This is a genomic window from Micromonospora sp. NPDC051300 (assembly GCF_044455315.1).
Classification (GTDB): domain Bacteria; phylum Actinomycetota; class Actinomycetes; order Mycobacteriales; family Micromonosporaceae; genus Micromonospora; species Micromonospora robiginosa.
This window is the reverse complement of sequence record NZ_JBITEP010000001.1, coordinates 535527-547894: the sequence shown is the minus strand read 5'-3', so window position 1 is coordinate 547894 and position 12368 is coordinate 535527. Positions and strand designations below refer to the sequence as shown.

The window sequence follows — 12368 nt, the reverse complement described above, 5'->3', positions numbered from 1 at the left end:
GCGGGGGGTCACCCGGGCACTTCCGAGCATAGTCACGCACCGACTCCCACGATGTGAGCGGGGTCATATTCACGGGCTACCCCCGTCCACCCCGGATTCGGCCTGGACGCGGCCACCAGCGGGCCACCACCCGGCCACGGACGTCGGCCACCCCGTACGCCCGGGAGTCGTCGGTGACCAGGTCGTTGTCGCCGCGCAGCCACCAGCCGCCGTCGCGGGGCTCGACCGCGCGCTTCACCACCAGGAGGTCGGGGCGGCTGCGGAAGACCGCGATCACCACGTCGCCGGGGCGGACCGGCCGGCCACCGGTGCGGACCAGCACCGCGTCGCCGTGGCGCAGCGTCGGTGACATGGACGGGCCGGTGATCAGGACGGGCAGCACCGGTTTCACCTCCTGCCCGCTGGAAAGCATCTCCAGGAGTAGTGTCGTCTTGGATCATCGCAAACATCCCGTGGAGGACCCTGATGCGCCTTCCTCGCATCCTCATGCCCCGTACGATCGCCAGCGCCCACTGTGACCTGCCCTGCGGCGTCTACGACCCGGCCCAGGCCCGGATCGAGGCCGAGTCGGTCAAAATGATCTGCGAGAAGTACCAGGCGAACACCGACCCGGAGTTCCGCACCCGCGCCATCCTGATCAAGGAGCAGCGGGCCGACCTGGTCAAGCACCACCTGTGGGTGCTCTGGACCGACTACTTCAAGCCGCAGCACTTCGAGAAGTACCCGCACCTGCACCAGCTCTTCAACGAGGCCACCAAGCTGGCCGGCGCGGCCGGCGCCAAGGGCGGCACCGACCCGGCCAAGGCCGACGAGCTGCTCTCGAAGATCGACGAGATCTCCAAGATCTTCTGGGAGACCAAGCAGGCGTGACGTCGCCCGCCACGGCACCGACGATCCGGCCGGTACGTCCCGAGGACGTGCCGGCCGTCGTCGCCATGGTGCACGAACTCGCCGACTACGAGCGGGCCCCGGAGCAGTGCCACCTCACCGCCGAACAGCTCCACGCGGCCCTGTTCGGCCCCGCCCCGGCCCTGTTCGGGCACGTCGCGGTGGACGCCTCGGACGAGCCGGTGGGCTTCGCCCTCTGGTTCCTCAACTTCTCCACCTGGGCCGGCGTGCACGGCATCTACCTGGAGGATCTCTACGTCCGGCCGGACGCCCGGGGCACCGGCGCCGGCCGGCGGCTGCTCGCCACGCTTGCCGCGATCTGCGTCGAGCGCGGCTACCAGCGGCTCGACTGGTGGATGATCAACTGGAACCCGGCGGCCCGCTTCTACGCCGCGATCGGCGCCACGCCGATGGACGAGTGGACGCCGTATCGGCTGGCCGGGGCCGCGTTGCGTGACCTCGCCGCGCAGGCGACGCCCGCACCCACACGTCCGGCCGCCTGACCGGGTAGAGTCCCGCACCGGGGGGATGAGGCGTGACTCAACTGACCGGGCAGCCGACGACGGACGACGACGTCGTGCACCTCACCGTGCCCGCCGACGGTGGTTACCTCGGCGTGCTCCGCACCGCCACGGCCGGGCTCGCGGCCCGGCTCCAGTTCGCCCTCGACGAGATCGAGGATCTGCGGATCGCCGTCGACGAGGCGTGCGCCATGCTGCTCGCCATCGCCACCCGCGACGCCGAGCTGGAGTGCCGCTTCGCGGTCACCGAGGACGCGCTCACCGTCGAGGTGACAGTGCCGACCGTGCGGGGGGCAACGCTGCCGTCCGAGTCGTCCTTCGCCTGGAAGGTGCTGACCGCGTTGACCACGGCGGCCGGCGCCCGGGCGGCCGACGGCCGGGCCACCATCTCGCTGCTCACCCGCCGCTCCGGCGGCTTCTGACCAGCCGGGCCGGGCGCGGTGCCGACGGAACGGTCGGAGGGCTAGCGGCCGGCCGGCTCGCCGAAGCCGAGCGCCCGGTTGGTCGGTCCGCTGACCAGCAGCCCGACGACGCCGAGCCCGAGCGCCATCAACGGCAGCCCGAGCCAGCCCATCCCGCCCTGGAGCATGTACCACCCGATGGGCAGCAGCATGAGCTGGAGCACGATGGCCGGCGCGCGGGCGCCGGCCCGTCGTCGGGACAACGCGCCGCCGAGCGCCCAGAGCGCGACCGCCCCGGCGACGGCGAAGGCGGTCACCAGCAACGCCGAGGTGAGGTCGGTGGTGCGGGCGGTGAGGTCGGACCAGATCAGCCACACCGCGACCAGAGCGAGCGCCACCGCCTCGGCGCGCAGCACGAGCACCGCCGCGCGGAGCGGGCCGGGGACCGGGCCGGAGTCGATCGTCACGGGCGCCACGATACCGGTGGGTAGGCGCGGTAATGTGCCGCCCATGCGGGCCGTCCTGGTGGTCAATCCGAAAGCCACCACCACAAGCGAGCGCAGCCGGGACGTGCTGGTCCGGGCTCTGCGCAGTGAAGTCGACCTGTCGGTGCGCTACACCCGCCGACGGGGCCACGCCATGGACCTGGCCCGGGAGGCCGCCCAGGAGGGCGTCGACCTGGTGGTCACGCTGGGCGGCGACGGCACGGTCAACGAGGTGGTCAACGGGCTGATGGCGGCGGAGCCGCCGACGTTCCGCACCGGGGGGACCTCGGCCGAGCGGCTGCCGGCGCTGGCCACCGTGCCGGGTGGCTCGACGAACGTCTTCGCGCGCGCCCTCGGCCTACCCCGGGAGTGGCCGGACGGCACCAGCATGATCCTGGAAGGGCTGCGGCTGGGCCGGTCCCGCACGATCGGGCTGGGCCGGGCGGACGACCGCTACTTCACGTTCTGCGCCGGCTTCGGGCTCGACGCGGCGGTGATCCGGCGGGTGGAGCAGGCCCGCAAGCGGGGGCGGGTCTCCACCCCGGCGCTCTACTTCCGGTCCACGGCCAGCCAGTACTTCGTCGGCTCGGACCGCCGGCACCCGCCGATCACGCTGGAGCGTCCGGGCGAGGCGCCGGCGACCGAGTTGGCGACCGCCATCATCCAGAACACCGCGCCGTGGACCTACCTGGGCGACCGGGAGATCAACCCGAATCCGGAGGCGTCGTTCGACCTCGGGCTCGACGTGCTGGCGATCCGACAGCTCAAGGTGGCGAGCACCGCACGCACGGTGACCCAGTTCTTCTCCCGGCAGCCCGATCCGCACGGCAAGCAGGTGCTCCGATTGCACGACCTGTCGGAGTTCACGCTGGTCGCGACGCGTCCGCTGCCGTTCCAGCTCGACGGCGACTATCTGGGCGAGCGGGAAAAAGTCAGATTCACCTCCGTGCCGGCCGCACTGAGAGTAATCTGCTAGGTCTCGGGTATCCCCGTCGGTTGACGCGGGCCCCCACCGCGCAGGGGTGAGGTGGCCGCCACGCCGAGGAAGGGTGCCGGAAATGTCAGCAACGTCACGCAGACCGTACTATATTGATCCTCGACTGTGGCACGCCGGGTAACGAGAGCCTTCGTAAACCGGGACAAATGGGTGGTGAGCCCGCTCACTGTTCGGAGTTTTTCCGAGCGTCACCCTTGACATCGCTGTAGTTCGTGAAAGTATTCACAAGCGAACTCGTGTTACCGGGACATTGCCTGGATATGCTCGTCAGGTTGAGCTGTTCCAGCAGGTCCAGGGGCCCGCAGCCTGCTCACGCAACGCCGAATTGACGGATGCTGACTGTCACCGATCGGCAATGCGGATGCATATAGGAATAGCAACGAAGCGTTATCTGGCCATCCACTAAGAATGAGGAGTGTTGCCGCCATGGACTGGCGCCACGATTCGGTCTGCCGCGACGAGGACCCGGAGCTGTTCTTCCCGATCGGGACGTCCGGTCCGGCTCTCCTGCAGGTGGAGCAGGCGAAGGCCGTCTGCCGGCGCTGCCCCGTGACCGACCAGTGCCTGCAGTGGGCGCTGGAGTCCGGTCAGGACGCCGGCGTCTGGGGCGGGATGAGCGAGGAGGAGCGCCGCGCGGTCAAGCGCCGCGGCGGTCTCCGGGTGCTGCGCGCTCACTCCGCCTGACCCACATCACACGCGAACGCCCCGGCCGGGTCTCCGGCCGGGGCGCTCTGCTGTCCGGGTCGGTCAGCCCGCCGCCGTCACCCGCCGCCGCACCAGGTCGGCCAGTTCCGGCAGGTCGGTGAGCGGGTCCGCGACCGCCACCGCCCCGGCCGAGCGGGCCGCCGCGCGGACCCCGTCGTGGAACCGGCCCGGGGCCAGGAAGTAGGCCGCCACCGCGACCCGGCGGGCACCCGCCGCGCGCAGCCGCGCCACCGCGCCGCCGACCTCCGGGGGCGCCGCCGAGGCGTACGAGACGCGGCAGGGCACACCCAGGCCGGCGCCGAGCGCCGCGGCCACCCGCCCCACCGAGGCCCGCGCCCCGGGATCGCGGGTGCCGGCCGCGGCCAGCACCACCGCGTCCGCGTCCGCTCCGGCCGCCTCGACCAGCCGGCGTCGCAGCGCGGCCAGCAGCCGGCCGTCGACGACCCCGCCGGTCGGCCCCAGCACCTCCGTGACCCGCACGTCCAGGCCCGCGCCGGCCGCCGCCACCGCCGCCGGGACGTCCACCTTCCGGTGGTACGCGGCGGTCAGCAGCAGCGGCACCAGGACCACCCGGGAGTGCCCCGCGCCGGCAAGCTGCCGCAGCACGTCGGCCGGCCCGGGATCGGTGTGGTCGAGCCAGCTCGGCAGCACCGGCCGGCCCGGGCAGACGGTCGCCACCGCCCGCGCCAGCGCCCGGGTCGCCTCCGCCGCGCGCGGGTCGCGACTGCCGTGCGCCACCAGCACCACGGGCGGTCCGCCCGTCAGGTGTGCAGGCCGCACTCGGTCTTCTCGAACATCGCCCACCGGCCGGCCCGGGGGTCCTCCCCCGCCTTGGTCCGGCGGGTGCACGGCCAGCAGCCGATCGAGCCGTAGCCCCGGGCGAACAACTCGTTGACCGGGATGTCGTGGCGGGCCACGTACGCGTCCACCTCGCGCTGCGTCCAGGCCGCGATCGGGTTCACCTTGACCTTGCCGCGTCGCGGGTCGAACCCGACCACAGGCGTGTTGGCCCGGGTCGGCGACTCGTCCCGGCGCAGCCCGGCCGCCCAGGCGTCGTACCCGGCCAGGGCCCGCTCCAACGGCTCCACCTTGCGTAGCTGGCAGCACTCGTCCGGGGACCTGTTGAACAGGCGGGGGCCGTACTGGCCGTCCTGCTGGCCGACGGTCATCCGGGGCCGGATCGAGCGGACCCGAACCGGCATCCGCCGGGCCACCTCGTCGCGGACCCGCAGCGTCTCCGGGAAGTGCAGCCCGGTGTCCAGGAACACCACGTCGACGCCGGGGGCGACCCGGGAGACCAGGTGCGCCACCACGCCGTCGGCCATCGAGCTGGTCACGCAGAACCGGTCGCCGAACGTCTGCGCCGCCCAGCGGGCGATCTCCAGCGCGGGCGCGTCGGCCAGCTCCCGCCCGGCCTCCTCGGCCAGCGCGCGCAACTCCTCCAGGTCCCGCCGGGCCTCGTCCGCCGGGGCCGGCGCGCCCGCGCCGACCAGGCCCAGGCCGGCGGCGGAGAGCAGCCCGGTCACCTGTTCACCGCCCGGCTCAGCAGGCCGGTGAACTTCACCGAGAAGACCCGCGCGCAGGCGTGGCACTCCCAGGCGCCGTGGCCGGCCTCGTGCGGTCGCAGGTCCTCCTCGCCGCAGTACGGGCAGTAGAGAGGCGCAGATCGGGCATCACTCACCGGAGTTCCTCCTCGTCGACTCTGATCACCCAGTTGGCGAAGCTCTCGCCGTCGGTCCGGCCGGCCAGGTAGCGGCGGGCCAGCCGTTCCACGTACTCCGGAAGCTCGTCGGCGGTGGTCTTCAGGCCGCGCAGCTTGCGGCCGAAACCGGCGGTCTGCCCGGCGGCCATGCCGAGGCCGCCGCCGAGGTGCACCTGGAAACCCTCCACCTGCCGGCCGTCCGGGCCGACCACGAGCTGGCCCTTGAGCCCGATGTCCGCGACCTGGGTGCGGGCGCAGGCGTTCGGGCAGCCGTTGAGGTGGATGGAGATGTCCGCGTCGAAGTCGCGCAACCGCTCCTCCAGCCGGGCCACCAGCTCCTCGCCGCGCCGCTTCGTCTCCACGATGGCCAGCTTGCAGAACTCGATGCCGGTGCAGGCCATGGTGCCGCGCCGCCAGGCCGACGGCCGGGCCTCCAGGCCGACCCCGCGCAACGCGGTCACCAGCGACTCGGTCCGCTCCGGCGCCACGTCCAGCACGAGCAGCTTCTGGTACGGGGTGAGCCGCACCCGGTCGCTGCCGTGCGCCTCGACCACCTCGGCCAGCGCGGCGAGCTGGGTCCCGGAGACCCGGCCCACCACCGGGGCCGCGCCCACGTAGTTGGCGCCGTCGCGCTGCGGGTGCACGCCGATGTGGTCCACCGGCTTCGCCGGCAGCTCCGCGGCCGGACCGTCAAGCAGCGCGCGGCCCAGGTATTCCTTCTCCAGCACCTCGCGGAAGCGCTCCACGCCCCAGTCGGCGACCAGGAACTTCAGCCGGGCCCGGTTGCGCAGGCGGCGGTAGCCGTAGTCGCGGAAGATGCCGACCACGCCGGCCCACACGTCCGGCACCTCGTGCAGCGGCACCCAGACGCCGAGCCGCTTGGCCAGCATCGGGTTGGTGGAGAGCCCGCCGCCCACCCAGACGTCGAAGCCCGGCCCGTGCTCCGGGTGGTCCACGCCGAGCAGCGCGATGTCGTTCGCCTCGTACGGGGTGTCGACCAGCCACGAGATCGAGGTCTTGAACTTGCGGGGCAGGTTGGAGAACTGCTTGTCGCCGACGTACCGGCGGACGATCTCGTCGATCGCCGGGGTCGGGTCGAGCAGCTCGTCACGGGCCACCCCGGCGACCGGGCTGCCGAGCACGATGCGGGGGCAGTCGCCGCACGCCTCGGTGGTCTGCAGGCCGACCGCCTCCAGCCGGCGCCAGATCTCCGGCATGTCCTCGACCCGGATCCAGTGGTACTGGATGTTCTGCCGGTCGGTGATGTCGGCGGTGTCCCGGGCGAACTCCCGGGAGATCTCCGCGACCACCCGGAGCTGCGCCAGGCTGAGCTGGCCGCCGTCCACCCGGACCCGGAGCATGAAGAACTCGTCCTCCAGCTCGTGCGGCTCCAGCACGGCGGTGCGCCCGCCGTCGATGCCGGCCTTGCGCTGGGTGTAGAGGCCCCACCAGCGGAACCGGCCGCGCAGGTCCTGCGGGTCGATCGAGGCGAAGCCCCGGTGGGCGTAGATGTTCTCGATCCGGTCCCGCACGTTCAGCGGGTCGTCGTCCTTCTTGATCCGCTCGTTGGGGTTGAGCGGCTCGCGGTGCCCGAGTGCCCACTGGCCCTCACCGCGCGGTCGACGGGGCGCCCGGGCGGCGGGAGCCGGCTGGTCCGGGCGGGTGGGGGTGCTGCTGACCGCCATCGCGGCGTCCTCCGTTTGTCTGCTGCGGTGCCTGGGAGCGCGGACGCGACGGCCGGCCCTTCAGGGGGCCGTGGACGGCAGTGTCGGTGACGGCCGGCGCGGATACGCGCCCGAGACGGATGGGTCGGGCGTCGTCAGTGGGCCGGACAGATCGCGCTGCGCACGCGGCCGTAGTCGACGTGGCGACGGGCCACGAAGCGGCGGACGACAGCGGCGGTCATGTGCCCCATGCTGCCACACCGCGGCAGGCCCGACCACCGCCAGGCCCGCCGATCCCACATCACGGGCCACCCCCGCGCAGATCGACACCCGTCCACCCCCCACCCCCCGTGACCAGCGTCACTCCCCCACCCCTCCCTCCTTCGAGGTGATCAAGGAGTTCGCGTCGGCGGAGGGCGCTCCCCGGGACGCGAACTCCTCGGTCGACTCCGTCGGGGCAACCGTGCGGGGGTGGAATCGGCGGAGCGGGGTGGTGGGGGCGGGTGGGCGTGTGACGCTGCGGGGTGTGAGCGGTTACGCCGAGCCCGCGCCGTCCCGAGTCCGCCTCGGCTGGCCGGTGTGGGCGGTTCCCGGCCTGCTCACGCTCGCGGTCACGCTGGTCGGGATCGGCCACGCGCAGCTCTGGCGGGACGAGTTGGCCACCTGGAGCGCCGCCACCCGCCCCGTCCCCGACCTGGTCCGCCTGACCCGCACGATCGACGCCGCCACCGGGCCGTACTACCTGCTCATGCACGCGTGGACCGCGCTGGCCGGCACCTCGCCGACCGCGCTGCGGCTGCCGTCCGCGCTCGCCATGGCCGCCGCCGCCGCGCTGACCGCCCGGCTCGGCGCGCGGCTCGCCGGCGACCGGACCGGGCTGCTGGCCGGACTGCTGTTCGCCGTGCTGCCGGCCACCTCCCGCTACGGTCAGGAGGCGCGCCCGTACGCGCTCGCCACGCTGCTCGCCGTGCTCGCCACGCTGCTGCTTCTCGACGCGCTGCGCCGGCCGACGTGGCGCCGCTGGGCCGGGTACGCGGTCGCCGTCGCCGCGCTCGGCCTGCTCCACCTGATCGCGCTCACCCTGCTCGCCGCGCACGCCGTGGCGGTGCTGCTGACCGCCGCACATCGACCGCGAGTGGAACGCCATGGGTGTCACAGCGCCCCGGAGACACCCAAGGCGTTCCACCCACCGGCGACATCGACCGCGAGTGGAACGGCACGGGTGTCACGGCAGGTCGCGGGCGGCGAGGACGACGCGCACCTGGCCGGCGGCCCCGGCACGGAGCCGAGAGAGGTGGCCGGCGGGGATCGGGGCGGCCGCGGGGCACCGGGTCGGCGGGTGCTCGGGCGGTGGCTGCTGGCGCTGGTGCCGGCCGTCGTCCTGGTCACCCCGCCGGCGCTCGTCGCCCGGGGGCAACGCGGCCGGCAGCTCGACTGGGTCGACCCGGCCCGGCTGCCGGACCTGGCGGCACTGCCCGGCGGGCTGGCGCAGAGCGGCGTGGTGGGCGGGTTCCTGCTGGGACTCGCCGCGCTCGGCGCGGTGCGGCTCGGCCGGCGGGCGCTGCTGCCCGGGGCGGCGGTGCTGCTGCCGGTGCTGCTGCTCTTCGCTGCCGGCACGGTGGTGCCGCTCTGGGTGACCCGCTACCTGGTCTTCACCGTGCCGTTCGCCTGCCTGCTCGCCGGGGCCGCCCTGGCCGGAGCGGGGCCGCCCCGAACGGCGCCGCCCGGAACCGGGACCGAACCGGCGAGAACCGGACCCGGGCCCGCCCGAACGGCAGCGGCGACCGGAGCGCTCGGGGCGGCGGTGGCCGTGATCGCCCTGGCCGGGCTGCTCGGCCTGCCCGACCAGGCGGCGCTGCGCCGCACCCACGAGTGGCCGCGCAGCGCCCCGGTCGACTACGCGGGCGCGGCCCGGATCGTCGCCGACGGCCGGCGACCGGGGGACGCGATCGTCTACTCCCCCCGGGACGGGTGGCTCTTCCCCGACCTGGGCCTGGCGTACCACCTCGGGGCGCGGCAGCCGCGCGACGTGCTGGTGGTCCGCGACCAGCGGGCGGACGCGAGCCTCTGGGCGGTCGAGTGCGCCGACCCGGCCCGCTGCCTGGCCGGCGTGGACCGGGTCTGGCTGGTGGTCACCGGTCGACGCGCGGATCCGTCGGCGGCGGTGCCCGGCGCCAAGGGCGAGGCGCTGCGCGACGGTTTCACGGTCCGCCAGGTCTGGCCCCGCCCGGGTCTCACGGTGGCCCTGCTCGCCCGGTGAGGCGGTCGGTGGTGCCCCGGGCCAGCGGGACGACGAGGATCGCCTCGGTGCCGCCCGCCGCGCCGTCGCGGAGCGCGATGGTGCCGCGCAGCTCGCCGGTGACGAGCGCCCGGACGATCTGGAGACCGAGGTTGCCGCCGCGTTCGGCGTCGAACTGCCCGGGCAGTCCCCGGCCGTTGTCGGTGACCGAGACGTGCAGTTCCTTGCGCAGCCGGTGCACCGAGACGACCACCTCCGGGCGGGGCGCGCCCGGCGCGGCCGGGGCGGCCTCCTCGTCGGCCGGTGGGAAGCCGTGCTCCACGGCGTTGAGCAGCAACTCGTTGAGCACCATCACCAGCGAGGTAGCGATCTCGGCGGGCAGCACGCCGAAACTGCCCTTACGACGCATGCCGACGGTCACCTCGGTGGCGGCCACCTCGGTCGCGGCGCTTGCCACCCGGTCCACGATGCCGTCGAACTCGACCGCCTCGTCGCTGGACATGGAGAGCGTCTCGTGGACCAGCGCGATGGAGGCGACCCGGCGCACCGACTCCTCCAGCGCGACCCGGGCCTCCGGCATGGCCACCCGGCGGGCCTGCAGGCGCAGCAGCGCGGCGACGGTCTGCAGGTTGTTCTTCACCCGGTGGTGGATCTCCCGGATGGTGGCGTCCTTGGTGATCAGGGCGCGGTCGCGGCGGCGTACCTCGGTGATGTCGCGGACCAGCACCAGCGCGCCGATCGGCACTCCGGCGGGCATCAGCGGCAGCGCCCGGGTCAGCATGGTGGCCCCCCGGGCGTCGATCTCCCGGCGGGGCGGGGCCTCGCCGCGCAGCGCGGCGAGCACCGCGTTGCCCGCCTCGGTGCCGTCGAGGGGGTCGCCGGCCAGCCGGCGGTGCAGCTTGGCCAGGTCCTCCCCGACGAGGTGGGAGGCGTAGCCCAGCCGGCGGTACGCGGACTGCGCGTTCGGGCTGGCGTAGGTGACCTTGCCGTTGGCGTCCAGCCGCACCAGACCGTCGCCGACCCGGGGCGCGGAGGTGGTCTCGCCCGGGTGCCGGGGCGGCGGGAACGTGCCGTCGGCGATCATCTGGGCGAGGTCGTCAGCGGTGGTCAGGTAGTTCAGTTCGAGCTGGCTCGGGGTGCGCGCGGTGGAGAGGTTGGTGTCCCGGCCGACCACGGCGATCACCTCGCCGTTCTCGCCGTCGCCGGTGCGCAGCCGCACCGGGATGGCCTCGTGCCGGGCCGGCACGTCGCCGTACCAGACCGGGTCGCCCTCCCGCCAGATCCGCCCCTGCCGGTGGGCGACCTCCAGGTGCGCCACCTCGGGGCCGCCGACGATCCGGCCGACCTGGTCGTCCAGGTAGGCGGTCGGGGCGGTGGTCGGGCGCACCTGGGCCACGCAGAGGAAGGTGCCGTCGCCGTCCACCGGCACCCAGAGCAGCAGGTCGGCGAAGGACAGGTCGGACAGCAGTTGCCAGTCGCCGGCGATCCGGTGCAGGTGGTCGATGTCCGCCGGTCGGAGCGCGGTGTGCTCCTCGGCGAGGTCACGGAGGGTGGACACGCCCCACAGCGTGCCACGCCGGGCTCACATCGTCGCCGTGACCTTCTTCAAACCGCGTGGTGCGTCCGGGTCCTCGCCCCGGGCCAGCGCCAGGGACAGGGCGAGCCGTTGCAGCGGCAGGATGTCGAGCAGCGGCGCGTAGCGCTCGTCGACGTCCGGCACGGCCATCCGGGTCTCGCCGACGTCGGCGGAGCCGACCACCACCACGTCGGCGCGGCGCTCACCGAGCCGGGGCAGCACCTCGCGCATCGACGTGCCGCCGGGGCCGGAGCCGACCACGGCGAGCACCGGCACGTCCGGGTCGGTCATGGCGAGCGGGCCGTGCAGCAGGTCGGCGCCGGAGAAGGCCAGCGCCGGGAGGTAGGACGTCTCCATCAGCTTCAGCGCCGCCTCCCGGGCGGTCGGGTACGCGTAGCCGCGCCCGGTGGTGACGAGCTGGCCGGCGAACCGGTAGCGCGGGGCGAGCCGGGCCGGGGTGTCGTCGGCGAGCGTGCGGGCGGCCAACTCGGGCAGCCGGGCCAGCGCGTCCCGCTCCTCGGCGGGCAGCGTGCCGTCGCCGGCGCGTACCCCCTCGACGAGCATGAGCAGCGCGAGCAGCTCGGCGGAGTAGGTCTTGGTGGCGGCTACCGCGCGCTCGTGGCCGGCGGCGATGTCCACGCTCAGCTCGGCGGTCTCCACCAGCGGCGAGTCGGGGTTGTTGGTGACCGCGAGGGTGAGGGCGCCGGAGGCGCGGGCCGCCCGGAGCACCTCGGCGAGGTCGGGCGAGCCGCCGCTCTGGCTGACGCCGACGACGAGCGCGTCGGAGAGGTCGGGGCGGGCGCCGAAGAGGGTGACCGCGCTGGGCGAGGCGAGCCCGGCCGGAAGGCCGAGGCGGATCTCGGTGAGGTACGCGGCGTAGAGCGCGGCGTGGTCGGAGGTGCCCCGGGCGGTGAAGACCACGTGGCGGGGTCGCCGCCGTGCGACGGCCGCCGCCACCTGGGCGATCGCGGTGGCGTGCTCGGTGGAGAGCAGGCGCTCGTAGCCGGCCGGCTGCTCGTCGATGTCGGCGGCCATTCCGGACCCTGGACGCGTCACCCAGCACCTCCTTCTGCGCGGTTCCCGCGCGTTCGATGCTCAGTCTTGCACGTTTCGGCCGGGGCGAGCAAAGCAACGAGCACTAATGCGCAGTGGATCACCATTGGTTGGCAAGATCCCCTACGCTGGCCCGG

14 protein-coding genes are annotated in these 12368 nt (G+C 74.0%); 6 read left to right on the top strand and 8 right to left on the bottom strand.

Annotation, left to right across the window (positions count from 1 at the left end; genetic code table 11):
• Positions 1 to 76 precede the first annotated feature (76 nt).
• Positions 77 to 412 (bottom strand): S26 family signal peptidase, encoded by a 336-nt coding sequence (locus ACIA5A_RS02700; protein ID WP_396755676.1) that lies wholly within the window; start codon positions 410 to 412, stop codon positions 77 to 79.
• A 53-nt stretch (positions 413 to 465) separates the two neighbouring features.
• Here ACIA5A_RS02700 and sodN point away from each other — a divergent pair, with 53 nt between their 5' ends.
• Genes sodN through ACIA5A_RS02685 form a run of 3 tightly spaced genes read left to right on the top strand, consistent with a single transcriptional unit; the run spans position 466 to position 1831 of the window.
• Positions 466 to 870 carry a superoxide dismutase, Ni gene (sodN, locus tag ACIA5A_RS02695; RefSeq protein WP_181570112.1) on the top strand — a complete coding sequence of 135 codons (405 nt, stop codon included), beginning with the start codon at positions 466 to 468 and terminating at the stop codon, positions 868 to 870.
• Positions 867 to 1391 (top strand): GNAT family N-acetyltransferase, encoded by a 525-nt coding sequence (locus ACIA5A_RS02690; protein WP_396755674.1) that lies wholly within the window; start codon positions 867 to 869, stop codon positions 1389 to 1391. The genes sodN and ACIA5A_RS02690 overlap by 4 nt, the downstream gene beginning before the upstream one ends.
• Positions 1392 to 1423: 32 nt before the next feature.
• Positions 1424 to 1831 carry an ATP-binding protein gene (locus ACIA5A_RS02685; protein WP_396755672.1) on the top strand — a complete coding sequence of 136 codons (408 nt, stop codon included), beginning with the start codon at positions 1424 to 1426 and terminating at the stop codon, positions 1829 to 1831.
• Between the two features lie 41 nt (positions 1832 to 1872).
• Here ACIA5A_RS02685 and ACIA5A_RS02680 read toward each other — a convergent pair whose 3' ends face one another.
• A complete protein-coding gene (locus ACIA5A_RS02680) occupies positions 1873 to 2277 on the bottom strand; it encodes a hypothetical protein (RefSeq protein ID WP_396755670.1) in 405 nt (134 codons plus the stop codon).
• Between the two features lie 43 nt (positions 2278 to 2320).
• Between ACIA5A_RS02680 and ACIA5A_RS02675 the strand changes: the two genes are divergently transcribed.
• Positions 2321 to 3271, top strand: coding sequence for a diacylglycerol kinase family protein (locus ACIA5A_RS02675; protein ID WP_181570116.1), 951 nt, complete (start codon positions 2321 to 2323; stop codon positions 3269 to 3271).
• Between the two features lie 447 nt (positions 3272 to 3718).
• Positions 3719 to 3976: a WhiB family transcriptional regulator gene (locus tag ACIA5A_RS02670; protein WP_013288358.1), complete on the top strand. Its 258-nt coding sequence runs from the start codon at positions 3719 to 3721 to the stop codon at positions 3974 to 3976.
• Positions 3977 to 4039: 63 nt separating this feature from the next.
• On the opposite strand, the gene ACIA5A_RS02665 is transcribed toward ACIA5A_RS02670, so the two are convergent.
• The 4 genes from ACIA5A_RS02665 to ACIA5A_RS02650 are packed head-to-tail and all read right to left on the bottom strand — an operon-like array spanning position 4040 to position 7384.
• A complete protein-coding gene (locus ACIA5A_RS02665) occupies positions 4040 to 4777 on the bottom strand; it encodes a sirohydrochlorin chelatase (protein WP_396755667.1) in 738 nt (245 codons plus the stop codon).
• Entirely contained in the window at positions 4759 to 5523 is a 765-nt protein-coding gene (locus ACIA5A_RS02660) for a phosphoadenylyl-sulfate reductase (protein ID WP_396755665.1), read from the bottom strand. The genes ACIA5A_RS02665 and ACIA5A_RS02660 overlap by 19 nt, the downstream gene beginning before the upstream one ends.
• Positions 5520 to 5678, bottom strand: a complete 159-nt coding sequence (locus ACIA5A_RS02655) for an IS1 family transposase (protein WP_139128717.1) — start codon at positions 5676 to 5678, stop codon at positions 5520 to 5522. The genes ACIA5A_RS02660 and ACIA5A_RS02655 overlap by 4 nt, the downstream gene beginning before the upstream one ends.
• Positions 5675 to 7384: a nitrite/sulfite reductase gene (locus tag ACIA5A_RS02650; RefSeq protein WP_396755663.1), complete on the bottom strand. Its 1710-nt coding sequence runs from the start codon at positions 7382 to 7384 to the stop codon at positions 5675 to 5677. Before ACIA5A_RS02650 ends, ACIA5A_RS02655 begins: the two co-directional genes overlap by 4 nt.
• Before the next feature lie 505 nt (positions 7385 to 7889).
• Here ACIA5A_RS02650 and ACIA5A_RS02645 point away from each other — a divergent pair.
• Complete coding sequence (locus ACIA5A_RS02645; RefSeq protein ID WP_396755661.1) at positions 7890 to 9623, top strand: glycosyltransferase family 39 protein; 1734 nt, start codon at positions 7890 to 7892, stop codon at positions 9621 to 9623.
• Here ACIA5A_RS02645 and ACIA5A_RS02640 read toward each other — a convergent pair.
• Positions 9598 to 11160 carry a histidine kinase N-terminal domain-containing protein gene (locus tag ACIA5A_RS02640; protein ID WP_396755659.1) on the bottom strand — a complete coding sequence of 521 codons (1563 nt, stop codon included), beginning with the start codon at positions 11158 to 11160 and terminating at the stop codon, positions 9598 to 9600. The two genes, ACIA5A_RS02645 and ACIA5A_RS02640, sit on opposite strands and share 26 nt — an antisense overlap.
• A gap of 24 nt (positions 11161 to 11184) precedes the next feature.
• Complete coding sequence (locus tag ACIA5A_RS02635) at positions 11185 to 12213, bottom strand: SIS domain-containing protein (protein ID WP_396755849.1); 1029 nt, start codon at positions 12211 to 12213, stop codon at positions 11185 to 11187.
• Positions 12214 to 12368 lie beyond the last annotated feature (155 nt).